The organism is Alteromonas stellipolaris (assembly GCF_001562115.1).
Taxonomy (GTDB): domain Bacteria; phylum Pseudomonadota; class Gammaproteobacteria; order Enterobacterales; family Alteromonadaceae; genus Alteromonas; species Alteromonas stellipolaris.
Genome location: NZ_CP013926.1, coordinates 1,008,972 through 1,033,067, shown reverse-complemented (window position 1 = coordinate 1,033,067; position 24,096 = coordinate 1,008,972). Strand labels below are relative to the sequence as shown.

Annotated in this window: 14 protein-coding genes; 6 read left to right on the top strand and 8 right to left on the bottom strand. The window is 43.6% G+C overall.

Annotated elements, in window-relative coordinates; all coding sequences use genetic code 11:
* Positions 1–206: 206 nt before the first annotated feature.
* Positions 207–3,878 (bottom strand): AAA family ATPase, encoded by a 3,672-nt coding sequence (locus AVL57_RS04235; RefSeq protein ID WP_057793630.1) that lies wholly within the window; start codon positions 3,876–3,878, stop codon positions 207–209.
* The gene (sbcD, locus tag AVL57_RS04230; protein ID WP_057793632.1) at positions 3,875–5,164 is read right to left on the bottom strand and encodes an exonuclease subunit SbcD; all 1,290 of its coding nucleotides are present in this window, start codon (positions 5,162–5,164) and stop codon (positions 3,875–3,877) included. The genes AVL57_RS04235 and sbcD overlap by 4 nt, the downstream gene beginning before the upstream one ends.
* 187 nt (positions 5,165–5,351) lie before the next feature.
* Between sbcD and AVL57_RS21530 the strand changes: the two genes are divergently transcribed.
* Both AVL57_RS21530 and AVL57_RS04220 read left to right on the top strand, forming a co-directional pair.
* A complete protein-coding gene (locus tag AVL57_RS21530; RefSeq protein ID WP_057793634.1) occupies positions 5,352–6,650 on the top strand; it encodes a methyl-accepting chemotaxis protein in 1,299 nt (432 codons plus the stop codon).
* 88 nt (positions 6,651–6,738) lie between these two features.
* Positions 6,739–7,344, top strand: coding sequence for a YigZ family protein (locus AVL57_RS04220; protein WP_057793636.1), 606 nt, complete (start codon positions 6,739–6,741; stop codon positions 7,342–7,344).
* A 156-nt stretch (positions 7,345–7,500) separates the two neighbouring features.
* Here the strand turns inward: AVL57_RS04220 and AVL57_RS04215 are convergent, their stop codons facing one another.
* The 3 genes from AVL57_RS04215 to AVL57_RS04205 all read right to left on the bottom strand — a co-directional run bounded on the left by AVL57_RS04215 (position 7,501) and on the right by AVL57_RS04205 (position 10,703).
* Entirely contained in the window at positions 7,501–8,037 is a 537-nt protein-coding gene (locus AVL57_RS04215; protein ID WP_057793639.1) for a peroxiredoxin-like family protein, read from the bottom strand.
* Between the two features lie 137 nt (positions 8,038–8,174).
* The gene (locus tag AVL57_RS04210) at positions 8,175–10,106 is read right to left on the bottom strand and encodes a M1 family metallopeptidase (protein ID WP_057793641.1); all 1,932 of its coding nucleotides are present in this window, start codon (positions 10,104–10,106) and stop codon (positions 8,175–8,177) included.
* 168 nt (positions 10,107–10,274) lie between these two features.
* Positions 10,275–10,703 carry an organic hydroperoxide resistance protein gene (locus AVL57_RS04205; protein WP_057793643.1) on the bottom strand — a complete coding sequence of 143 codons (429 nt, stop codon included), beginning with the start codon at positions 10,701–10,703 and terminating at the stop codon, positions 10,275–10,277.
* A 201-nt stretch (positions 10,704–10,904) separates the two neighbouring features.
* On the opposite strand from AVL57_RS04205, the gene AVL57_RS04200 reads away from it, so the two are divergent.
* On the top strand, positions 10,905–11,369 hold the full coding sequence (locus AVL57_RS04200; RefSeq protein WP_057793646.1) for a MarR family winged helix-turn-helix transcriptional regulator: 465 nt from the start codon (positions 10,905–10,907) through the stop codon (positions 11,367–11,369).
* Positions 11,370–11,457: 88 nt separating this feature from the next.
* Here AVL57_RS04200 and AVL57_RS04195 read toward each other — a convergent pair whose 3' ends face one another.
* A complete protein-coding gene (locus AVL57_RS04195) occupies positions 11,458–14,055 on the bottom strand; it encodes a glycoside hydrolase family 3 C-terminal domain-containing protein (RefSeq protein WP_057793648.1) in 2,598 nt (865 codons plus the stop codon).
* A gap of 464 nt (positions 14,056–14,519) precedes the next feature.
* Here AVL57_RS04195 and AVL57_RS04190 point away from each other — a divergent pair, with 464 nt between their 5' ends.
* Together AVL57_RS04190 and AVL57_RS04185 are read left to right on the top strand one after the other, a co-directional pair.
* A complete protein-coding gene (locus AVL57_RS04190) occupies positions 14,520–17,576 on the top strand; it encodes a TonB-dependent receptor (RefSeq protein ID WP_082604963.1) in 3,057 nt (1,018 codons plus the stop codon).
* 63 nt (positions 17,577–17,639) lie between these two features.
* Entirely contained in the window at positions 17,640–19,145 is a 1,506-nt protein-coding gene (locus tag AVL57_RS04185; RefSeq protein ID WP_057793650.1) for a tryptophan halogenase family protein, read from the top strand.
* Positions 19,146–19,241: 96 nt separating this feature from the next.
* Here the strand turns inward: AVL57_RS04185 and AVL57_RS04180 are convergent, their stop codons facing one another.
* The gene (locus AVL57_RS04180; protein WP_057793653.1) at positions 19,242–20,402 is read right to left on the bottom strand and encodes a helix-turn-helix domain-containing protein; all 1,161 of its coding nucleotides are present in this window, start codon (positions 20,400–20,402) and stop codon (positions 19,242–19,244) included.
* Positions 20,403–20,643: 241 nt separating this feature from the next.
* Here AVL57_RS04180 and AVL57_RS04175 point away from each other — a divergent pair, with 241 nt between their 5' ends.
* Complete coding sequence (locus tag AVL57_RS04175) at positions 20,644–22,413, top strand: glycoside hydrolase family 9 protein (protein ID WP_057793655.1); 1,770 nt, start codon at positions 20,644–20,646, stop codon at positions 22,411–22,413.
* 334 nt (positions 22,414–22,747) lie between these two features.
* On the opposite strand, the gene xylA is transcribed toward AVL57_RS04175, so the two are convergent.
* Positions 22,748–24,067, bottom strand: coding sequence for a xylose isomerase (gene xylA / locus AVL57_RS04170; RefSeq protein WP_057793657.1), 1,320 nt, complete (start codon positions 24,065–24,067; stop codon positions 22,748–22,750).
* Between the last annotated feature and the right edge of the window lie 29 nt (positions 24,068–24,096).

Genomic DNA, 24,096 nt, shown 5'->3' with positions numbered 1-24,096 from the left:
TACACGCCCCCAACAATCTGTACTTGTGCAAGATCCACTTTGCGTGTAATTACCTTATAAACATCACCCTGACTAAACGATATGCGCCGTTAAAATTACAACACAGCGTAGTCGGTATCACCTTTGAGATCGCAGTGTTGTATGCGATAAATCACTAAAGGCTATATGTAGTGTAGCTTCAAAAAATGAAACCTGCCAAATTCCCGTCAAATTTCTGTCGCTGAGTAACATTTTTCCAGCGCACTTAACCCTACTCCATTTCGTTTTATGACTTTCAGCTGGGTAGGAATACGTTCTTTCATTGCTTCTATGTGGCTAATAACACCAATCATTTTACCGCTAGCATTTAGGTTATCTAATGCATCTAACGCTACGTCTAGGGTTTCGGCATCTAGCGTACCAAAGCCTTCATCGAGGAAAAGAGAATCTATGCTTGTTTTAAAGCTCACTAAATCAGACAGTGCCAGCGCTAGCGCTAAACTCACCAGAAAACTTTCGCCCCCTGATAGCGTTTTAGTATCTCGTACCACATCACCCTGCCACGTATCTAATACACTTAAACCTAAACTGTCTTTTGTGTTGCGGGTAAGTTGATACCGCCCGTGCAACCTATCGAGCTGTTGATTGGCAAGTCGAACCAAATTATCTAGCGTTAAACCTTGCGCAAATCGCCTAAATTTATCTCCACTGGCTGAACCAATAAGCGAGTGTAGATAAGTAATATCATCATACGAAGTTTCAAATTCACGCATTTCATTGATTAAGCTTTGCTGTTTTTCAACCGCCTGCCTATTACTCTCTAATTGTTGAAATAGTTGCCCTTGTTGTGCAAGTAACCGATCTTTTTCCTCACCTTTTTGATTCAAGCTGACCTGAGTGGCTTCAACAGTCGATTGTTGCCATTCAGAGGCGCGTTCGTGTGCTAATAGAGTGTTGTGCTTCTGCGTGACGTTACCCAGTAACAACTGCGCATTCTGCTGCTCTCGCTCAATCAACTGTTTCTTTTGAAGTAAACGCTGGCGCTCCTCATAGGGTAATAATGCATTTAAAAACTCGGTTTCATCAGCAAATGGGCTTTGCTGCAATGCGGTATCGAAGGCGACTTGTTTCACTTGTTTGGCTTGTTGTTTCTCTTCTAATTCTACAGTAAGTACTTTTAACTGGGCGGTAGCATTTTCTAACGCTCGTTGCGCCTCACGAAGGTGAGTATCACATTTTTTAAATATCTGCTCTTTTGCCGAGAGGGTGTTTTGAATTTCACGTCTAGCAGCGCCGATATCTGCTTCGGGGAATAAAGCATGACGTTTAGTAAGCAGCACTTCGCGCTTCGCTTCAGTCTCTTGAATACGCGTGCTGTATAGCTGGGTTTCTTTATCCGCAGACGCTTTAGCTTCGCTTAGCTCAACCAATTTGCTTTCAAGGGCTTTTAACTCGTGAGACAAACTATTGTGTAAATGGGTTTTCTCTTGAAACGCTTCCACATCGTTGTGCTTTTGAGTAAGCCACTTAGTTATGTTTGCATCCGGTGTTAACCCCACCCTTTCAATCTCGTTAATAAGTGTGCGACGGTTATTGACAAGTGCACTTTCAACTTTAGATTTTGTATTGTTTAAGTCGTGTAGCTGCCCTTCCAGCTGCGATGTTTTTGCTGTTAAAAGCGCTATCTCACTGTTAATAGAGTCTATTTGCTGTTGATGCAAAAGCGTATCGTTTTTGGCATCGGCCAATTTAGCCTCGCTAGCTTGTATATTACTAAGCTGTGCGCTTAAACGAGATTGACGTTCTTTGCAGCTAAGTTGAAGCTGGTTAAATGACTCAATATCTGAAATTTCAACCCTCGCATTTAACGTTAACATAGCCTGCTGCCAGTCGGCTTCTAGTTGAGAAAAGGCAGTTTTTGCCTCTGCAACCACCTTCTCGCACTGCTGTTTTTCGAACTCTGCGGTACTGATTTGCTCTCGCTTTTGCGTACCCAACTTTTCAATATTCTCAAGTGTTCGGGTTAACTCGTCGCGCTTAGCAATAGTTTCGGGCACATCGATATTCATTAAAGAAGCATCGTGCTCAGTTGCACCGCACAAGGGGCACGCATCGCCTGGCGAGAGCGCTTGACGCAAATGAGCAAGCTCAGCATCTAGCTTAATTAACGACTCAACGTCTTTTAAATGACTTTGCGTTGCTTTATAACTTGCCGCTAACTCTGCTCGCTCTTGTTTAAGGGTTTCAATACTTGATAACAAGGTGGTTAGTCTTTTGGCTTTGTCTGCATGGCTATTTGTGTGACTGATATAAAGCCGCTGCCATTGTTCGCAAGAAGCAAGAACAGGCCAGTTGTTATTGAGCGCAGTTATATCTGCATTAACACTGGCCGCGTCGCCATTGCTAAGTAGTTGATTGAGGTTAGCCTCACACTGTGAAACGTTATCTGCGCTTTGTTGATGTAACAACACCACATTCGTTTTGTAGTGTTGTTTCTCAGTTAAGTCAGCCTCAGCGCTGTCTTTAAGCTGCTGCGTTGTTGTTATTTTTTGGGTTAATTCTGCAAGGGTATTTTCGTCATCGCTAAAACGGGCCGCTTTTTCTTTCCAACCACTGATTTCACCTGCCATTTTACCATTTGCCGCATTAGCATTAAGGTAGGTGGTTAGCTCATCTAGCATGCGCTTTTTACCTTCAAGTTCATCATAGTATGCTTGATGACTTTCTTGCGCCTTGCCCTGCTTAAATTTCGCATCCGCTAATGACTGCTGGTTTGTCTCTATACGATTAGAAAGCTTATTGATTTCAGTATCAATCGGAATGATTTGTTCATTGATCAAGGTTTCAAAACGCTGTTGGTGGGCTTTCGCAGTCGCAAAGTTCGTTTCGCTGTTTTCAAATTCGGCCTGCCGAGTTTGCTGCTGGCTTTCCAGGTCAGGTAATTGCTGCTGTTTCAAGGTGAGATTTTTGGCAATACGTTGCACATCTTCGCAAAGCTGACTAAGCGCAGAATGAGGCAAACGAAGTAATTCAGCTGGCTCGCCGGCCACTAATAGCGCTAATTCGTCTTTCGCCTGTTCATAAACGCTATTCGCTTCAACTAATGCCGCGTTAGCCTTAGTCAGCTCATGTTGATTTTGCTCACACGCCTGTTGCCATCGATGTCGCTCTTGAAGCGAGACAATCTCAGTATTTATAGTGAGGAGCTGGGTTTTGAATTGGTCCAGCTGCGCACTAAGTTCATTATGCTGCGCTTCACTGAGCAAAGCTACGCCCTCTAGCTTTAGCTTGAATTCCCGTTTTGTCGTTTCTGCTGCTTTATATTTCTCGTGAATTGCTTGAGATAACTGGCCATAAATCTCAGTGCCGGTAAGCTCTTCTAGTAATTCAGCCCTGTCGCCTTCGTTTGCATTTAAAAAGGCAGCGAAATCACCTTGAGATAGCATCATCGATTTTGTAAAGCGCGCAAAGTTAAGCCCAGTAAGGCGCTCTATCTCTTCGCTCTTAGGTCTCACCTGAGTGGCCAATACTTTACCAGATTCTACTTCTGCTAATTCCACATCGGCAGATTGCAAATTGCCGTCAGCTTTTCCTCTAGCGCGCCGCATACTCCAAAATGCGCGATACGCTTTGCCCTTTATATCGAACTCAACTTCTGCCAAGCACTCTGACGTGCCGCGAGTCATAATATCGTTCGAGGTGGCCGAAATAGTGCCCAAGCGTGGCGTTTGGTGATAGAGCGCTAAACAAATAGCATCAAGTAACGTTGTTTTACCCGCTCCAGTAGGACCGGTAATGGCAAACAAGCCGTTGTCGATGAAAGGAGATTGGGTGAAATCTATCTTCCACTCTCCTTTTAAGGCATTTAAATTTTTAAGCCTGAGGGTAAGAATTTTCATAGGTTCCCCTCATTCGCCTGTGCATTGGCATCGACTGCATCTTCGCTGCCCTCATGGGATAACTGCACATCGTCTACTACCTGTTCGAACAGGGTTTGAATTCGCTGTTTGCGTTGTTTATCTTCGTCAGACTCAAAGGCTTCCAACGATAGTCTTGCATCAAAAACCTCACGTACAGACAACTCACTTAAGTTGACGTTTTCTTCTGCTGAAATAGCGCTGGCTCTTTGCTTTCGCATTCGCTTTAATTGCAAAATTTCGGCAGGCTTGTCGTCTATTAGTGCTTGAATGCGCTGTTGCAGGTCGGTTAAGTAATCTTGAGTTTCTACTTCAATACACAGCCAAGCTGGGTGTTCAGCGCTTGCGCTTTTTACCGCCTCGTTTTGCTGTAAGGCAAGCTCAATGTCTTCTAAATTACCTCGCAACACTGCCATCGCTTGAAAACGAGGAATAGGCTTACTTTCTACTTCGACTAACGTTTTGTTGTCGAATGTGGCTATTAGTACCTGTTTTTGTGATTTCAGTTCATCGAAGCTTAACGGAATAGGCGAACCGGAATATCGAATATGGTCGCAGCCTGCCACTTTTTGTGGGCGGTGAATGTGCCCAAGTGCGATATAATCTGCTGGAGGAAACCCCTCAGCTGAAAAACCTTCTAGCGTTCCTATATAAATGTCGCGCACACTTTCACTTTGACTTACCCCAAGGGCCGTTAAGTGTCCGGTAGCAATAATGGGCACATCGACGTTCAACACGCTGCGTTTATCTAATGCAATTTGATAAAGATTGGCATAGTGCTGTTTAATGGCCTCGCCCAGCGCCTGACGTTTTTCAATCGCTGATTCCCCAGCCTCGCTTTTTAAAACATCCCTAGCACGAATAAAAGGTACAGCGCACAATATTGCGCCTATTTCACCACCTCGGGTGCGCAAGGGTAAAACTTGCGCTTCGGTATTGCCATAGGTACTAGCAATAACGTGGCAGTTTAGGTAAGACAACAATTCCCTGCTTTCGTTTAATACCGACACCGAGTCATGATTGCCGCCTAACACCACCAAGGTGCATCCCACCCCCTGAAAGTCACCTACAAGTTGATGATAAAGTTCCCGCGCATAACTTGGCGGTGTGCCGGTATCAAAAATATCGCCGGCCACAACAACGGCATCTATGTTTTCTTGCTCAACCACCCCAAGTAGCCATTTAAAAAATTGCTCGTGTTCATTTTTACGGCTTTTGGTGAAGAAACTTTGACCTAAATGCCAATCTGAGGTGTGGAGAACTTTCATGTAAATTGACTCTGATTTTGTTTGAGAATGGACTAATTACGGCTCAAGTATTAAAAAATAGTAACCTCACCTAATTGGTATTAAATTACATACCTAAAATCCCATCAATTGCGCCTATTGTCTAAAAGCGCTGCAAAAATAACCGCTCTATAATAAGCATACTTTATTAGAAGGTAACGGAGCCAACATGTTTGTATCTAGTTCACGATATAATAAGGAAGTTTCCTCACTCACGGACGAGAATACCAGCTTAGCAACAACGCTAAGTACATTGAAAGAAAACCTTGCTTACGCAGTGTATTCTGAGAGAGGAGATTGTTTATACGCATCATCTCCGCTTTTAAACATTTTAGCGCGCCCAAATACAGGAACGCCCTCTTTCAACCACAAAGATCTTCGTGTGCCAGGTATTCAGAGCGACAACGATTATCGTCTATTTTGGCAGTCATTGTTAAACGGTGGATCTTACACGAATACCGTTGCGATGAAAGCAGAGACCGGTGAAACAAAATGGCTAAAAGCCAGCTATGTTAGCGTTCGTAATGGTGAAGGTGTTGAAATTAACGCCATTTATCATGATGTTACCGAGCAAGAGAATGCTGTTTTTTCTGGTAGAGCGATCACCGATGCACTGAATAAGTCGATGGCGGTTATCGAGTTTGAACCAGATGGCACCATTGTTACCGCCAACGAAAACTTCACCGCGACAGTAAAATACAGTCTTGATGAAATTAAAGGCAAGCACCATCGTATGTTCTGTAAAGAAGACTTCTATCAGAACAATCCTCAATTTTGGCAATCTTTAGCTAGTGGACAGTTCTCGTCGGGCACTTTTGAGCGTATTAACGCAGATAGAGAAACATTATGGCTTGAAGCCACTTATAACCCCGTGTTTGATGGCACTGGTAAAGTTGTCAAAGTTATCAAGTTTGCATCGGACGTTACAGCGCAAGTTCAAGAAAAGCACGCCATTTCACAAGCTGCTGAACTTGCCGTATCTACCGCAGAAGAAACCTCACAGATTGCCGCAGACGGCGCGTCATCGCTTCAACGTAGTATTGATGTTTTTCAAGTGGCGCTAGATGAAGTTGATCAAACCAATAAATTGATGCACGAACTTAGTGAGCAATCACTTAAAATTGAAACTATCGTAACCACCATCAGTGGTATTGCAGATCAAACTAACCTTCTTGCTCTAAACGCTGCTATTGAAGCAGCCCGAGCTGGGGAACAAGGTCGTGGTTTCGCTGTAGTTGCTGACGAAGTTCGCCAACTAGCACAGCGTACCAGTGATTCAACTGTAGAAATTGAATCTGTAGTGGCTGAAAACCGCAAACTGGCAAACAAGTCTACCAGTAAGATGGCAACTGTGAAGGATAACGTAGACCTTAACAGTCAACAGATCACCCAAGTTCAAGGTGTGATGGATGAAATTCTTAAAGGTGCGACAAACGTATCAGAAACGGTTTCAGGCATTCTACGTTAATGCAAAGTAGCTTCTAGTAAAGTAGTAAAGCGCAAAACGCTGTTGTACCTGTATTTAGCCAGAGGCGAAATTCAGGTACAATGGCGGCATGTCATATCCCGTCCCCGCTCAGCAGATTGAAAACCTGTACGAGATTAAAAAAAGTAAGTTTATTGCCTTTGCCGCCTTTGCAGATAGTCGCGAAGCCGCGATGTCACACCTCGCAAATGTGAAGCAAAAATATCCAGATGCTCGCCACCATTGTTGGGCGTATTTACTTGGCAATCCCCACTCCCCATCAAGCGCAGCAATGGCTGACGATGGCGAACCAAGTGGCACGGCCGGAAAGCCCATTCTCAATGTTCTACAGCACAAGGGGGTGGGCGATGTCATGATTATTGTTACCCGCTATTTTGGTGGCATTAAACTAGGTGCAGGTGGGTTAGTGCGTGCTTACTCAACCTCAGCGCAGCAAGCTATGGAACAACTTCCCACCCGAGAAGAAGTGCGCCTTTATGATATCTCTATTGATATCGACTTTAAGCACGAGCAATTCGTCCGACATTTATGCGAACAATTTTCAGGCAAGATAGTCAGTTGTGACTATGCACAGCACGTTACCGTAAATGTACAATTGCCAAATCATGCCATTGATGAGTTTCAAGAAAAAACCGCTGCCATGGCGATCGATTTTACTCGCCCTGAGAGTATCTAAGTATTACTGGTATCCCGGTGCTTTTCTTGAATATATGAAGAGCATTTGTGACAAGCATAAAAAAGCCCGCTATGCGGGCTTCTTGTTCCTAAACATTTCATATAAGCAGCGATGTTGCTATCTGATAATGCTATCCATCAGAGCTAACCATTAGCGCTATCCACTAAAGGTGCCGCGAATTGGGTAATCATTTTCTGGGTTGCGAATGAATTCCAAACCGGATACCAGCTGCTCTAAATCAGGGCGTACAAAAGGCGCATTAGCCAACTCACTTATTTGAATAGTGTTATCTTGATTTAGAATAAACAACGCGGGCTCTGCGAAATTGTGATCGGTCTCCTTTTCGCTGCGAGGCACAGAAATATATAAACCTAGCCCTTTCATATCTTCTTCGCTTAACCCCGAAGCAATAGGGAACGTAATCGATAAATCTTCAAGATGCTCTTTTAACTGAGATTGACTGTCAGCTGATACCGCTATGACATCAACGCCAAGCTCTAACAAACGCCCTTTGTAGTCTTCCAGCGCGTTTAGATACTTGGTACAGATAGGACAGTGCTTACCACGGTAAACAACCACCATCTTCCAATCACAACCTTCACGTTTGTTGCTTAATGAAACAACCTCACCGGTGCTCAGCGTTACTTGCACATCGGGAAATGAAGAATCAGGTTGTAGTTTTTGCGTATACATACAGTCTCCTTAATTGCGTATTAGCTACATGAACCAATTACATCGGTAATATGCGTCATCAGTAGCGCTAACCATCCCGTTAGTGCTACTGATGATACCTAATTAGTTCTACGCCTTAAGGCTTGTAAAGATCGCTTTTATTCCACAAAGCCTTCGTTGGCTCTAATGGTTAAAGGGTGATAACCCGGCTTTGCTTCTTCAAAGGCACGTTTAGCAAAAGCTTTGCCTTCGGGTGTTGCAGAAAGCGAACGATATAGCGGCTTAACTAACTTATTGCGACCAATGTTAACTAGGTACTCGTACAATCGGTCGTAGGCCGGCTTGTACTCATTTGCCACTGCAATCATCAACCAACTGTGGGCTATTTCATTATTTTGCGTGGTGGTCAACGAGAACGCAGCATCTAGTGCAGCCAGTTGCTCTGCGGATAGTTCCTTTGGCATATTGTTCAAGAAATACAACCACTCATGCACTGTCCATTGCTCGGTATCTATATTTGCCGCTTCTACCTCACCGGCTAACCAAGCCTTACGAGTGGTATCAATTTTATCAAAGGCATCCGACTCTGGCACAGGCGCCCCTTCAGGAATACCAGGCTCAAACACCCATTTTTGAATGCGTGCTTTGCTTAACTTATCTGGGTATTGCACCAACAAGGTTTCATCCAGGTAGGCTAAAAACGTATCAGTGGTAATGCTTTTAAACGCGAAATCTTCAAAGTACTGCATTAAAAACGCATCAAAATTTTCACGACCAATTTTGTTTTCAATTTCACGTAAAAAGAGCGCGCCTTTTTCGTAAGGAATATTTGAGAAAACATCATCTGGATTTCTTCCGCGAAGATCGATAGCTAGAATTTCATCTTCTTCGTTGAGGGCTTGTATATCGTTTTGTAAATCTTGGTATCCCAAAACCGCTTCTTTTTTAAATCGGTCGTGTCCGTATATCATTTCCATAATACGGTAAGTTAAATAGGTGGTGAAACCTTCGTTTAACCACAGATCGCGCCACGTGGCATTGGTAACCGTATTGCCCGACCAGCTATGCGCCAGTTCATGCGCAATCAGTGACACTAAGCTTTTATCCCCAGCGATCACTGTAGGGGTAATAAATGATAAGCGTGGGTTTTCCATTCCGCCAAAGGGAAAAGAAGGCGGTAAAATCAGTAAGTCGTAACGATCCCATTGATATGGGCCATAGGTTTTTTCCGTAACTTCTAACATGGCTTCGGTATCTTCGAATTCTTTTGCCGCTGCGTCTAACATACTAGGTTCGGCATAAACCCCCGTGCGCTCGCCCATTGGTTTAAATTTCAAATCACCAATTGCTAATGCGATTAAGTACGAAGGTACAGGCTGCGGCATAGTAAACGAGTACTCACCATCACGAGCCGTAGTAGGATCGTTAGACGCACTCATTACTGCCAATAAAGCTTCAGGGGTATGTATGGTGGCTGTGTAGGTCACCCGTACTTGTGGAGAGTCTTGCAGTGGAATAAAGCTTCTTGCATGCATAGCTTGCGCTTGGGTAAACAAGAAAGGATGTTGCTTTCCTGCGGTTTGTGCTGGCGTTAACCACTGAACACCCGATGCTTCAGGCGAGGTAGAATAGGCAATGGTTAGCTTATCTGCTCCTTCAGGTAATTCAACAGAAAGTGGCGTGCCAAGTTCAGGATCGGTGTCGCCCATATCAAAAGGCACTGCATCGCCGTCAACCGTAACTGATGTAATATTCAGTGCACGAGTATCAAGAACTACCGCATTAAAGTTAGGTGCACTGCGCTCAACGGTTAGCGTAGCACTGCCGGATAATGTTGATGTTTCAAAATCTGCAGTTAAGTCTAAATCTAAATGAGTAACTCGCACTTCTGATGGATTGGCGAATGAGTGGTAATCTTTACCCGCCTCTATTTCACTGAGCACATCTACTTTAGATACCGCGCTCTCGGCAGCAATTTTGCTATCGGCACTATCAGAAACCGCTGATGGTGCTGTCGGTTCTTGTGAGGGTTGTTCGCTACACGCAAACAATATTGGCGCACAAATGGCTACCCAGCCTATATTCTTCATAATACTTCCTGTTATTTTTTCTGTCTTACTCATAATAACAAAGAAGTACCTGAATGCTTAAGCCCAAAACGACAAGCAACGACACCAGCGGTTAAATTAACGTTTCCCCCCTTTCCCTTGCCTTTGCAGCTACACAGATGATCAAGCGGAAGAAAGGTATTAAGATGTCTAGGCTACTGAAATTTGCACATCAATATTGCCACGTGTGGCATTTGAGTATGGGCATACTTGGTGCGCTTTAGCCACTAAGCTTTCTGCTACAGATTTCTCCATATCACCTAAATCGACGCTTAGTTTTACTGCAATAGCAAAACCGACTTCGATAGGCCCAATAGATACATCGCCAGTTACGCTTATATCGCTGCCCAATTTAATTTTTTCAGCCGCAGCAACATGCTTTAGTGCACCAATGAAACACGCTGAATAGCCAGCTGCAAACATTTGCTCTGGGTTAGTGCCATTGCCACCCGCTCCACCTAATGCTTTTGGTGTTGAAAGGGTAACATCTAAGCTTCCGTCACTTGATTTTGCTGTTCCCTCACGACCACCTGTTGCAGTTGCTGTACCGGTATAAACCACTTGTTGAAGTGTATGCATTGTATAAATCCTCGTTTGCTTCGCTCAACTTGAGCATTCTTTATTGAAGCCCAGTAATGAAATCGCGTAATGAAAATATCTAATAGAAAGTAAATGCAACTTATTTTGCATACAAACTAAATTAACACCAATGCCGCTTGCAGATCAAGTCCTTTGCATGCAAAATATTATTCATGCTTTTTAACTCCTCTAGGAACGCTCATGTCTGATGAAGCTAAACTTGATGAACTTGCGCCCGATACGCTTAAATTAGAAAGCCAGTTGTGCCACCGCTTTTACACGCTGTCTAATGCATTTACTCGTGCCTATCGCCCATTGCTTAAAAGCCTTGATATCACGTATCCACAGTACGTAGTGATGATGGCCTTGTGGGAACAATCTAACGTCACCATTGCAGAATTGTTGGATAAAACTGTGATAGATGGCGGTGCTATGACGCTGATTTTAAAAAAACTAGAGCAAAAAGGGCTGTTAAGCGTGGTTAAAGATGAACTGGACAAACGGGTACGCCGAGTAATGCTGTCAAAATCGGGGCAAGATGCCAAAATAATAGCACGGGATGTTCCCGCACAAATGTTATGTAAACTAGATGGCATGTCGAAAGCTGAAGCAAAGCAACTTATTGTATTAATGGACAAACTACAAGGGTGCTTCAATGCTGATTAAAAAGTCAGTGCCATAACTATGGCACTGACTGCTGCAATATAACAAGTATGCTCGCTCATCCATTTACTATGGATGAACGAACATAATATTAGGGAAGATTAATGCTGTGTTGCACAACGTTATCGCTACGTTTCACACCTTGTCCTCCACCAAGCGTCACGAGTAATTTACCCTTATAAGGTTGGCGCTGCCCCTGCTCATCAACATAAACAAGTTGCGATTCATTAATGGTGAACTTCACTGACTGACTTTCCCCACCCGCTAAGTTTACACGCTTAAAGGCGACCAACTCTCGCTGAGGCGTACGAATGGGTGCATCGGGCATTCCAAGATAAACTTGAACAACTTCTTGAGCACTGATATCACTTTTATTAGATAACGTGGTAGCAATATTAAGACCCTTTTCAGAGCGAGTGATCTTTAGCTTATCGTAACGGAAGTCTGCATAGCTAAGACCGTAACCAAATGGATAAAGCGGGGTTCCCTCGTAATACTTATAGGTTCGATTTACCATATTGTAATTTTTAAAGTCCGGTAAGTCGTCAACCGAAGAATAAAAGGTTACCGGTAGTCGGCCGGAAGGACTGGTATCACCATAAAGAAGGTTCAGTAGTGCTGGCCCAGTTTGCTCTCCAGGATAGAAGCCTTGAATAATAGCGTTGAGGTTTTTATCCTCCCAGTTTAGCGCTATTGCGCTTCCGCTCATGTTAACCATAACCATGGGTTTGCCTAGTTTATGAAGCGCTTTTAGTAGTGATGATTGGCTCTCGGGCAATTTGATATTCGTTCTATCCCCATGGGAGAACCCATCAATCTCAAGAGGCATTTCTTCCCCCTCCAATTCCGCGCTAATGCCCCCGACAAATACGATAACATCAGATTCCTTTGCCACCCTAAGCGCTTCACTATCTAAATTTTTATCCTCTATTAACCAGTTGAAGCTGATCTCTGGTTCAATCACATTGCTGTGCCAAAAACGCCGAATAAGTGATTCAGCTTTGAAGTCATAAGACCTGCCTGCTTCAAGATAGCGGCTTTCGTCTGTAAGCTCACCGTCTAGATAGACCTCTACATTTTTCATTTTAAAGTAATAATTACCAGATTCTTGAGGGGTAATTTTTCCCGTCCATCGCACTGCAAATTCTTGATTTGATGCTTTGTTGAAAGGTATGTCTTCGCTCTTCAAATTGATGTTCATTTCAACGTGCCGTTTGCTTGGCTGAAGATTGAAATGACTCGATGGGTAATACTTAGCAACTAAACCTGGTTTTGATTCGCCTTGCATATTTACATGAGTGAAAACGCTGGAAGGGACAGGACTAAAATGCGTAAAAATGTTTTCAGTTATACTGCTTCCTGGCGCGTAACCAATTTGGTTTGAAGGCAGTGCCTGCGAAAAGGCTTCTTTCGGCGTGACCGGCTGCACGGGTGTGCCATGATAATTACCCACAAGTATGGCGGGATTGTCAGCATTCGGCCCAATAAGTGCTATTTTACTATTGCGTTTCAAAGGCAACACACCATCGTTTTTAAGTAAAACCATGGATTTCTCTGCCGCTTCTCGTGCCAATTCAAGATGGTTTTTCGACCCAACCACTGACATAGGCATTTTGGTATATGCATGTGTACTGCTGTTATCAAACATTCCCAGTTTCATGCGTGCAGTAAGTAGCCGGGTAAGCGCTTGGTCAATATCACTTTCCTCTACCAAATCTTCTGCCACGGCTTCTATTAGATAGCTAAATGTATTGCCGTGATGGTCTCCGCAATTTAAGTCTGTACCTGATTTTAAGGCACTCGCGGCTGCTTGAGCAGGGCTGTCCACTACATGATGGGAATTTTCATCATAAAAATCAGCAATAGCGCCGCAATCTGAAACAACGTAACCGGAGAAATTAAATTTATCTCGTAGCGTATTTTGAAGAAGCGCTTCACTACCACAAGCAGGCGAACCATTAACTCGGTTATATGCGCACATTACAGATGATATATTTGTAGCTGCAATCGTGTCTTCAAATGCTCTGAGGTAGGTTTCCGTTAAATCTTTTTCAGACGCTGCGTAATCGTCGCTGTGTCTAGAAACTTCCGGGCCACTATGAACAGCATAATGCTTCAACGTGGCGACCGACTTAAGGTAGGTGGGATCCTGACCTTCAAGGCCTTTTACAAAATTGACCGCCATTCGAGAAGTTAGAAACGGATCCTCTCCGTAAGTTTCTTGGCCTCTGCCCCATCTAGGATCGCGAAAAATATTAATATTAGGCGACCAATAAGTAAGGCCTCCGTACATTGCATTGGTATCTTCTCGTAAAAACTCGTGGTGCTTAGCACGCCCTTCATCTGAAATTGTAGATGCTATACGATAAATAAGAGGCTCGTCAAAGGTCGCCGCCATACCAATAGCTTGAGGAAATACGGTTGCTTTACCTGCTCTTGCTATCCCATGCAATGCTTCGTTCCACCAATAGTATTCGGGAATGGCAAGGCGCTCTATTGCTGCTGACTTATCAAATAATTGACTCACTTTCTCTTCCAAGGTTAAGCGGTCAACTAAATCTGCGACACGAGTCTCAACCGGCAGCGATTGGTTTTGAAATGGCAGTGTTTCAGCATGACTGTGGGAAGTAAGTAAAAAGCAGGCGGATATAAGAATTCGCTCAGGCAGTTTTTTGATTATTCGATTCATGAATTTAAATGTCTCATGTCTTGTCCTAAGGGATGATTACGCTAACCATTTGAAAAATAAAAATCGTCAAACCAATGTCACTTTTGCGTATTTGAACGTTCAGTTCACTGCTACTTTACGAGAAAGCGCAATAAATAAACCTACGTTGCGCCCTATACGCTGCAACCCCAATGAAACCGGCACTCCCAACCCATCATAATGATAAATAAATGTAACAAATATGTTTATTTATTGCCTCTATCAATTTTAAAGGCGTTCATCTATGCGTTTTACACAAACTTAAACCCAAAATTTAAACTAATAAAATCATAAGTTTAAATTCAAAACCTTACATTAGTGTAAATTTTTGCGTTCAAATTAGCCAATCGCGACTATGCTGGGCGAATTGTTGTATTTATGTTGTTATTTTTTAAATGGAGATTAAGCACTTCGGTGTTTATTGGAAATGTGACTAGGGAAAAAAAATGAAAACACATAATAAATCAACAATAACTAATACAGTGAGAAAGCCTAGCTTTAAACTCTCACTTGTATCCAGCGCCCTGTTAAGTACGCTATTAGCTTTCCAACCCCAACTCGCTTTTGCGCAGTCGAATTTACCCTCAGAAGACGTTAAAAAAAACCAGACTGGCGACGACGTAGAAGATGTTGAGGTCATTGAGGTTCGAGGTATAAAGGAAAACTTAGCAGACGCACAATTACTTAAGCGCTACGGTGATACCTTTCTTGATGCAATATCAGCAAAGGATATTGGCGCATTGCCTGATAGGAGTGTGCTGGAAGCTATCGTTCGATTACCTGGTGTTTCCATTGAACGTTTTGCGGGCGCCAACGACCCAGACCATTTCGGCGTTGAAGGAAGTGGCGTTGTGGTCAGGGGGTTAACCCACACTAGAAGTGAATTTAACGGTCGCGATACCTTTACTGCCGACTCTGGAAGAGGACTTAGTTTTCAGGATGTTCCTCCTGAATTAATGGGCGGCGTAGAGTTGTATAAGAATCAATCGGCAGAGATGATTGAAGGAGGTATTGCGGGTACCGTAAATTTAATCACTCGCAAACCCTTTGATAGTGACAAGCGTATTTTAGCGTTTTCAGCCGATGCCACCTATAGCGATTTTATCGAGAAAACTACCCCAACCTTTTCTGCATTGTATTCGGATGTGTTTGAAAGTGACTATGGCAAATGGGGCTTGCTGCTAAACTTTTCAGATTCCACACTTAAAGCGCAATCGGACGGTACCCAAGTAGGGCGATTTGAAACACAAAACCACTTAGTTGATGGCGAAAGTGTCATGGTGCCTCGCACCACTCGTTTAACCCGGAAACAAGACCTTCGAGAGCGTCAAGGGCTAGCAGCAGCGCTCCAATGGGAAAACGTAGATGACACCATACTCGCTACGGCACAGTTTATACGCTCCGATTCATCTTTGTCGTGGACCGAGCGCGCTATTGAACTGGCAGATGATGCAGTCATAAATGACCTTGTGCCAGCAGAGGGTACAACTTTTGATATCGACGAGCAGGGTTTGTTCGAATCGGGATTAATTACGTCTAACGCGGGTTGGAGAGGAAATGATGCCGAGCGTCAGCCCGGCGGCATTTTCGGTGCTCAACACGCAATGATTACACGTGCCAGAGAGCAACATTCCGTGGTAGATGATATTGGATTAAATGTGCGCTACCGCCCTAATGATGAGTGGGCGTTTAGCGCGGATTTGCAATACGTAGAGTCAACCTCAGATATTGTTGATTTCTCGGTAATGGGCGCCACTCGTACCGTGGTTGGAATTACCAATAACGGAGACAGCACCCCTGATATATTTTTAACCGACCCCGCTAACGCCAACGACGAAACGCATTTCACCAACCCTTATAATTATTTTTGGCGCAGTGCGATGGACCATGTTTCGGCCAACGAGGGCGATGAAGCGGCCGTAGCGTTAGATGCTAAATATACGTTCGAAGACGGTTTATTTACATCTGTAAAAGTGGGCACCCGTTATGCCAAAAGACAACAAACCACCCGCCAATCCACATTTAACTGGGGCTGGTTGTCTGAGGCGTGGGCGGGGAACGGCAATGCTTGGTTCGATGCCCAAGGTGATGAACTTGGCGCAGGGCTAGGAGATTTATACGAAGCCGTGTCATTCGACGACTTCGCAAGGGGGGGTGTTTTGACGACACCTGGCGGCAATACCTTTCTTTTTCCTAATGAGTCGGTTGCCGATAATTATCGTGATGCCAAGTCCACATTCGCAAGCCTTATGCCAGGCTGGGTAGCGTTAGCAAGCAGACCAGGTGCTATAGGTGACTTTTTACCCAATGAGATAAACGAAACTACTGAAACGAATAACGCCTTTTTCATACAAGGTAATTTCGAGGGGGAAGTTAAAGGGCTCTTTTTCAGCGGTAATGTGGGGGCACGCTACGTTAAAATTGAAAATGAGACGGATGGGTTTATTACATTCCCCGATAATCTAGCTGTTCAAGATGATGATCCTGAAAACTTTTTACCATCTGATCAAGCCGCGTTCGGTAATGCTGCCTCAACGGAACAAACAGCAGTGAGTGATTACAGTAAATTACTACCCAGCTTCAATCTCAAACTGAATTTGAACGACGATATGCTATTGCGCTTTGGTTACTCTAAGGCCATTGCGCTGCCTGATCTTGGAAACCTTCGCAATTACGTTGAAATACAGGGCGATAATTTGCAGATTGAGTACTCAGGTGAAGGCGACGATAGAGAGATAACCAGTGCGCAATACCAACGCTATACCGCAAAATCTGGTAACCCCTTTCTTAAGCCGATGGAAGCCAATAACTACGACTTCGCTTTTGAATGGTATTTTCCAGAAACCGTTGGCTCGTTAACCACATCGTTCTTTTATAAAGATTTAAGTAACTACTTTATAAACGGCTCCACCGATCGCGTTTATGAGAATAATGGCGTGACGCAAGTCGTTCAAGTTGATGGCGCCACTAATGGCGATGAAGGCAGTGTAAAAGGTGTGGAGATTGCTTATCAGCAGTTTTTTGATTTTTTACCTGGCGCGTGGAGTGGGTTTGGACTTCAATTTAACTACACGTATGTGAAAGATGAGGGCTCACCGAATCCTGGGTTATCGCCAGACAAGCCAGACTCTTCTGAAGGGGAAGGCGTTGCCTTTGATAACTTACCGCTTGAGGGGCTTTCCAAAGACAACGTGAACATTGTTGCTATGTATGAGAAGAACGGGTTTAACGCTCGCCTAGCTTATAATTGGCGCTCCGAATACCTGTTAACCACAAAAGATGTCATTACTCAGCTTCCTATTTTCAATGAGGCAAATGGACAGCTTGATGGTTCGTTTTTTTACCGGTTCTCAGACAATATAGAATTGGGTTTGCAGGGCACGAATTTAAGCAATACGGTCACTCGTACCTCTATGCAAGTTGATGCAGAAGGGAATCAAGTGGGTCGGTCGTGGTTTGTTAACGACCGCCGAATAAGCTTGGTCGCCAAAGGGACCTTTTAACCGTTTTGAGAATAAATCAGGTATGTCACAAACGTGGCATACCTATAACGTTATGAGGTAGTTATGTCTCAATCAATGTCTATTAAGTCTATCGTGATTGTAGGCGGCGGGTCGGCAGGCTGGATGACCGCAGCAACACTTAGCAAGGTGTTAGACCTCTCAAAATATAGTGTCACGCTTATTGAAAGCGAGGACATTAAAGGGGTGTCTGTGGGTGAGGCGACCATCCCTCAAATTACGCTATTTAACCGAATTTTGGGTATCGATGAGGCGGACTTTATCCGTGCCACTAACGCGACTTACAAGCTCGGTATCGAATTTAAAGACTGGAAGCGCAAAGGTCACGCCTATTTTCATCCCTTCGGCACCTTCGGTATTAACATGGAAGCATTGCCGTTTCATCATTTTTGGCTCAAGCGATTCAATGAAGGTGCGGGTGGGGATCTTTGTTCGTATTCAATTGAAGCGATGGCGGCTAAAAGTGGGCGGTTTGGCAAGGTTAATGCGCAGAACAATTCTCCCCTAGCCAATATGAGCTATGCATATCATTTTGACAGTACTTTATACGCTAACTTTTTACGCGACTTTGCAGTAAAGCGCGGAGTTCGGCATATCAAGGGCAAAGTCGAAGCGGTTTCCAAGCACCCAAATGGTCATATCAATACGCTAACGCTTCAGAACGGGCACTGTATTGATGGTGAGTTTTATATTGATTGTAGTGGTTTTCGAAGCTTGCTCTTGGAAAAAGAAATGGGCGCAACATTTAATGATTGGAGTGACCTATTGCCCTGTGATAGTGCCATTGCTATCCCGTGTAAATCTGCCGATAGCATGTTAAAACCTTACACCCAATCAACAGCAAAAAACGCTGGTTGGACATGGCGAATTCCGTTGCAACATCGAATTGGAAATGGTTATGTGTACGCGAGTAAATTTACTGAAAAAGAAGCCGCGCTAGATGATCTGATGGCACAATTAGAAGGAGAACCTTTAGCTGAGCCCAACTTCTTAGCTTGGAAAACGGGAATGCGTCCTCAAAGTTGGATAAAAAACTGTTTAGGTATAGGGCTATCAGCTGGATTTATTGAGCCACTAGAGTCTACCGGACTGCATTTGATCCAATCTGCGATAGCACGATTGATGACACTCTTTCCTAGCAACCGTTTTTGTCAAAGTGACATTGATATGTACAACCGGCAAACCACAAAAGAGTTTGAACAGATTAGAGACTTTATTGTGTTGCACTATGCTTTAACAGAAAGAAACGATAGTGAATTTTGGCGTTACTGTCGCAACATATCATTGAGTGAGTCGTTGGAGCAAAAAGTGCAATTGTACAAAGACTCAGGCCGCATTTTCCGCATAGACAATGAGTTATTTAATGAGACATCCTGGCTTGCCGTTATGCATGGACAAGGGTTGCGAAGTGAAGGATACCACCCGCTAGTCGATAGAATGAGTACTTCATTAATTGATGAGCGACTTAGCCACATTGCAAGTGTAATAAATAAGTCAGCGTCTTTACTTCCCGAACATGCACACTTTATTGCACAACTTAATGTAAAGTAGCAGTTAGTGACAAAGTAGCATGGTTCAAGTGACGTTCATGTCACTTAACCCATGCTGCTCAGTTGCCTAGCTATGCAGCGACGAAAGTGTTGCCGTCTATTCCCAGTAGTCTTTTCGATACTGAGTAGGTGTTTTCTCCGTCAATTTCTTAAAAAATGTATTGAACGTAGCTTTACTGTTAAAGCCCGCAGAATCCATTATATCTAGCATAGTCGCCCGGCGATTCGACTCGCTTTCCAATAGCAATTTACTCTCTTCTATTCGGTAATGATTAATAAACTCAAAAAAGTTTTTATTAAAATGATGATTAATAATATGAGACAGCACCCGTGGTGGAATATCCAGCTGGTTGGCAAGATTTTCTAATGTTAGCAAATGGTTTAAATAGGGTTTATTCAAACGCATATATCGGGTAATTTTATCAACCTGGCGAAGGTCGATTTTCGGCTTTTCTTTTGTCGCTGCAGGAGTCAGTTTACTGTCAATGCCTCTAAATATGGTGGAATACCCCGCACTAAAGAATATCAATCCAGATATCATTAACAAGACAGCATAGTTTGAACTTAGGCCTAAAAATTCATGGTCGATGTAGACTCCCAATTCATACGCGGAGATAATGGCAAGCGCTGTTAATACTGCCACAACTCTGACGATTAAAAAGCCCACTACCAGCGCTTTTAACCACGTCAAATCGACACTCTCCGTTTCTGCTACTTGTTGTTTCAACTGCTTCTGGTAATTATTCAGTTCTATTAAACACAGCACGCCACATGCCACTCGAAAGGCTTCACGGAAAAAATGTATTGCCCGTTCTTCGAATGGAGTATTAGCAATGGTATCTCCCTGCAATGCGGCAATTTTTACTAACTCTTCTTCTAGCCACCAGGTATTCGCGAAATAAATGCTATAGGCAACGAAAGGCAGCAAGAAAAGCAGGTCATAACGTCTAAATTGGTAGTCTTTGTATATTAGGCTTCGAATGTAAAAAAGTAATAATGGCGCTTCAACCCAGTAAGCTAGCCCGAATGAGTAGAATAGGTTAGGTGAAAAAGACAAAGCCGTAGACCGGAACATTTCACCAAAGTTGATGAGATTATCTAAAGGAATTGCAGCTTGTGAAAGCAAAAAGGCGGCAAGCAATAAATGTGTTTTTCTTTTGCCACGCTTAAGTGTTACCAAGAAAAGAGCAAATAAGAGACACTGAAAAACAGTAAATAGCAACACCAGATCATGTATGTTAAATAAAACGGCTTTCATTAATAACCAAACACTTTTTTATTGTTTTATAACGTGTTCAATACCGTGACGCAAGAAGCGAATTAACCTAAAGCGTGTAAATAGAATGTTTTTTCTTAGCCTTCAACTAAACATGACTAAATTCGTTTAAATACAGGTATCAAGCGTTTATTTTTACGTTTACTGCCTTTAGAAAGACGACATATCTTTGCATTTTGACAAAAATGTAACAACTAAAAACTATATAACACTAGGGTCTCTCATGTATCGTTTTTTATCTGTTAGTTTGCGTTTTAAAAGCCGAACCTTTTTACTTTTGCTATTCGCAGGTCTGACTAGCTTATTTATGACCGGATGTTCAGATGACAATCGCAAATCCAAATTTCAACAAGCCCGTTCAGAAAAACCATTGAGTATTAAACTTAATCAGGTGGGATACCTGCCAAGTGGGAAAAAGCATGCCCTAGTGCCAACCTCTACATCAGGCAACTTTGTAATAAAACGCGCAACAAGCGATGACATTGTCTATCAAGGAGAGCTGGAAGAGTTGAAGGTGTGGGAGCTCAGTAATGACCCATATTTAAAATTAGCCCGTTTTAGTGACTTCGATGATGTTGGAGAGTTTTACATAGACGTTGAAGGTGTACCGCCCTCTTTGCCATTTTCAATAAGCCCAACCATTTATGACGACGCCCTTCGCGCTGCATTAAAGTCCTACTATTTTAATCGTTCTGGTATGGCGCTAAGCGAAGAATATGCAGGGCAATGGAAACGACCAGTTGGTCATCCGGATACTCAAGTAAATGTGCACCACTCTGCAACTACCTCTTCAATGGATGCTCTTACCACTTTGTCCTCTGAAAAGGGCTGGTATGATGCAGGCGACTACGGGAAATATAGTGTTAATGCTGGCATTGCGACTTACACACTACTTGCTGCCTACGAACATTTCCCTCAATACTATCAAGCAGTAGACGTCGCTATCCCAGAATCAGGTGATGACGTTGCCGATTTACTAAACGAACTACGATGGAACCTAGACTGGATGGCGAGTATGCAGCGACATGACGGCGCTGTCTTTCACAAACTCACTACGCTGGAATGGGCGGGTATAGAGATGCCCCATGAAGATAAGTCGCAGCGCTTTATGATTGGTGTATCGACGAGCGCAACGTTAGATTTTGCCGCTACCATGGCCACGGCGAGCCGTATTTATAAAGACCTAGCACCTAATATAGCCAACCAATGGTTACTACAGGCTGAAGCCGCTTGGCAATGGGCTGTGCTCAACCCAGATGTTCGTTATGTTCAACCTGACGATGTACAAAGCGGCGAGTATGGCGATGACAAGTTTGTTGACGAGTTTTTCTGGGCGGCGTCCGAGTTATTTATTGCCACAGGGAATACCCTCTACCTCAGCTCGATTATAGATAATGAAGTGAATTTTGGTGTACCTGGGTGGGCCGATGTTGAAACATTAGGCCTCATTTCATTATTAAAGAATGCGCAGGATATGCTGTCAGTTTCAGAATTTGCTCGGCTAGAATCTGCTTTTATTAAGCTGGCAGAGAATATTACCGAGCAGATACCCACTTCACCTTATTTAGTGCCAATGCAAGAAGATGATTTTGTATGGGGGAGTAATAGTGTGCTGCTGAATAAAGCCTTAATTCTATTAACCGCCTACGAACTCAACGGCAATGCTAAATATAAAGATGCCGTCTACGACAGCATTTCTTATATTTTCGGTATGAACCCAACCGGCTATAGCTTTGTTACGGGCTATGGAAGCCTCACGCCTATGTCGCCACATCATCGCATATCAGCAAGCGATGGGGTGATAGCGCCCATACCCGGCATGCTGGTAGGTGGTCCGCATGCCGGGCGTCAAGATGAATGCGATTACCCCTACCTTAAACCAGCAGACTCCTACATTGACGATTGGTGCAGCTTTTCTACCAATGAGATTGCCATTAATTGGAACGCCCCTTTGGTATATGTGCTAGGTGCTATTAACGCGTTATCACAGTAGACCTGCTTGGTGATACCTAAATCAAACTGAACGCGCACGGTATCGAATGTCGATTCCGCTGCGCTTTTTGTGCTTCATTTGGTGAATGCGGTTTGCACTAAGCTCTATTATCAAGCGTTTTGTTATTAAGCGCTTTGGCATGAAACGCCCTAAACAACGGTGAGTTGACGCAAGTGGCTGCGTACCACTAGGTAGGAGTTTCTAATTGGTGTAGTAAGTATGGGTTAGAACAACATGTCATAAACCGTTCTAGGCTAAGTGTTTTTCTTCTAAGGCTTCTCGTCTAAAAGAAAAAAGCTGCCATTTGGCAGCTTTTTTACGTTTTCACACCAATTTATTTATAAATAATTCGGTTTACGTAATTCTCTAAGCCCTCTTGTTTACCAGAAACCGGCTTAGGCTCTAATCCATTGGTTTGTGCATGTTCAGCTAAGGATGCTAAAGACATATTACCTTCTAGAATGTTACGCCCCAAGGCTGAATCCCATTCAGCATAGCGACTTTTCACATTCTCTGAGAGTATGTCATTTGAAAGCATTTCATAGGCTTTCTTTAAACCTAGCGCACAGGTGTCCATGCCACCTATATGGCCTAAAAACAAATCTTCAGCATCTAAACTTTGGCGTCGTAATTTGGTATCGAAGTTAAAGCCCCCTGATGTGTAGCCGCCATTTTTCAATATCTCGTAGCAAATAAGAGTCATTTCTTCTACCGAGTTAGGGAATTGATCGGTGTCCCAGCCCAATTGCGGATCACCACGGTTCGCATCAATGGAACCAAAAATATCTAGCGCAAACGCTGTCGCTATTTCGTGGTGGAAAGAATGCCCAGAAAGTGTGGCGTGATTCGCTTCGATGTTAACCGCAAACTCTTTCTCTAACCCGAACTCTTTTAAGAACCCATGTACGGTAGCCGTATCGTAGTCGTACTGATGCTTAGTAGGCTCCTGCGGCTTTGGCTCGATGAGCAATAGCCCTTTAAAACCAATTTTGTGTTTATGCTCAACAACCATATTCATGAAGCGACCAAATTGCTGACGTTCTCGTTTAAGATCTGTATTTAGCAGTGTTTCATAGCCCTCTCGACCACCCCACAATACATAGTTCTCACCGCCAAGCGTCTTTGTTGCATTCATGGCGTGATAAACTTGGGTTGCGGCACGAGTGAATATTTCTGGGTTCGGGTTTGTTGCAGCGCCAGACATATAACGTGGGTGGCTAAATACATTTGCTGTACCCCAAAGTAACTTCATACCCGTCTCGTCTTGCTTACGCGCAAGCACATCTGTCATCTCTGAAAGATTGCGAATGTATTCATTGACTGACTCACCTTCAGGTGCGACATCAATATCGTGAAAGCAGTAGAAAGGTGCGCCTAGCTTTTCAAAAAAAGAAAAGGCCACATCGGCTTTTTGCTTGGCACGCTCCATAGGATTGCCCGCTGCAAGCCAAGGTCGATTGAACGTACCAGCGCCAAATACGTCAGCGCCATCCCAACAGAAATTATGCCAATAGCACGCCGCAAAGCGCAGGTGCTCTTCCATCGTTTTCCCACCAATCTCTTCTTTCGGATTATAGTGCTTGAAGGCAAGAGGGTTTGTCGATTCTGCACCCTCATATTTTATGGCTGGGATATTTTCGAAGTAGTTATTCATGTTTTTTCCTTTCTCTAGAATGCGTAATA

Bases quoted from the DNA above. Each gene is read 5' to 3' on its own strand.
- AVL57_RS04235 (WP_057793630.1), bottom strand. From the start codon at position 3,878: ATGAAAATTCTTACCCTCAGGCTTAAAAATTTAAATGCCTTAAAAGGA.
- sbcD (WP_057793632.1), bottom strand. From the start codon at position 5,164: ATGAAAGTTCTCCACACCTCAGATTGGCATTTAGGTCAAAGTTTCTTC.
- AVL57_RS21530 (WP_057793634.1), top strand. From the start codon at position 5,352: ATGTTTGTATCTAGTTCACGATATAATAAGGAAGTTTCCTCACTCACG.
- AVL57_RS04220 (WP_057793636.1), top strand. From the start codon at position 6,739: ATGTCATATCCCGTCCCCGCTCAGCAGATTGAAAACCTGTACGAGATT.
- AVL57_RS04215 (WP_057793639.1), bottom strand. From the start codon at position 8,037: ATGTATACGCAAAAACTACAACCTGATTCTTCATTTCCCGATGTGCAA.
- AVL57_RS04210 (WP_057793641.1), bottom strand. From the start codon at position 10,106: ATGAAGAATATAGGCTGGGTAGCCATTTGTGCGCCAATATTGTTTGCG.
- AVL57_RS04205 (WP_057793643.1), bottom strand. From the start codon at position 10,703: ATGCATACACTTCAACAAGTGGTTTATACCGGTACAGCAACTGCAACA.
- AVL57_RS04200 (WP_057793646.1), top strand. From the start codon at position 10,905: ATGTCTGATGAAGCTAAACTTGATGAACTTGCGCCCGATACGCTTAAA.
- AVL57_RS04195 (WP_057793648.1), bottom strand. From the start codon at position 14,055: ATGAATCGAATAATCAAAAAACTGCCTGAGCGAATTCTTATATCCGCC.
- AVL57_RS04190 (WP_082604963.1), top strand. From the start codon at position 14,520: ATGAAAACACATAATAAATCAACAATAACTAATACAGTGAGAAAGCCT.
- AVL57_RS04185 (WP_057793650.1), top strand. From the start codon at position 17,640: ATGTCTCAATCAATGTCTATTAAGTCTATCGTGATTGTAGGCGGCGGG.
- AVL57_RS04180 (WP_057793653.1), bottom strand. From the start codon at position 20,402: ATGAAAGCCGTTTTATTTAACATACATGATCTGGTGTTGCTATTTACT.
- AVL57_RS04175 (WP_057793655.1), top strand. From the start codon at position 20,644: ATGTATCGTTTTTTATCTGTTAGTTTGCGTTTTAAAAGCCGAACCTTT.
- xylA (WP_057793657.1), bottom strand. From the start codon at position 24,067: ATGAATAACTACTTCGAAAATATCCCAGCCATAAAATATGAGGGTGCA.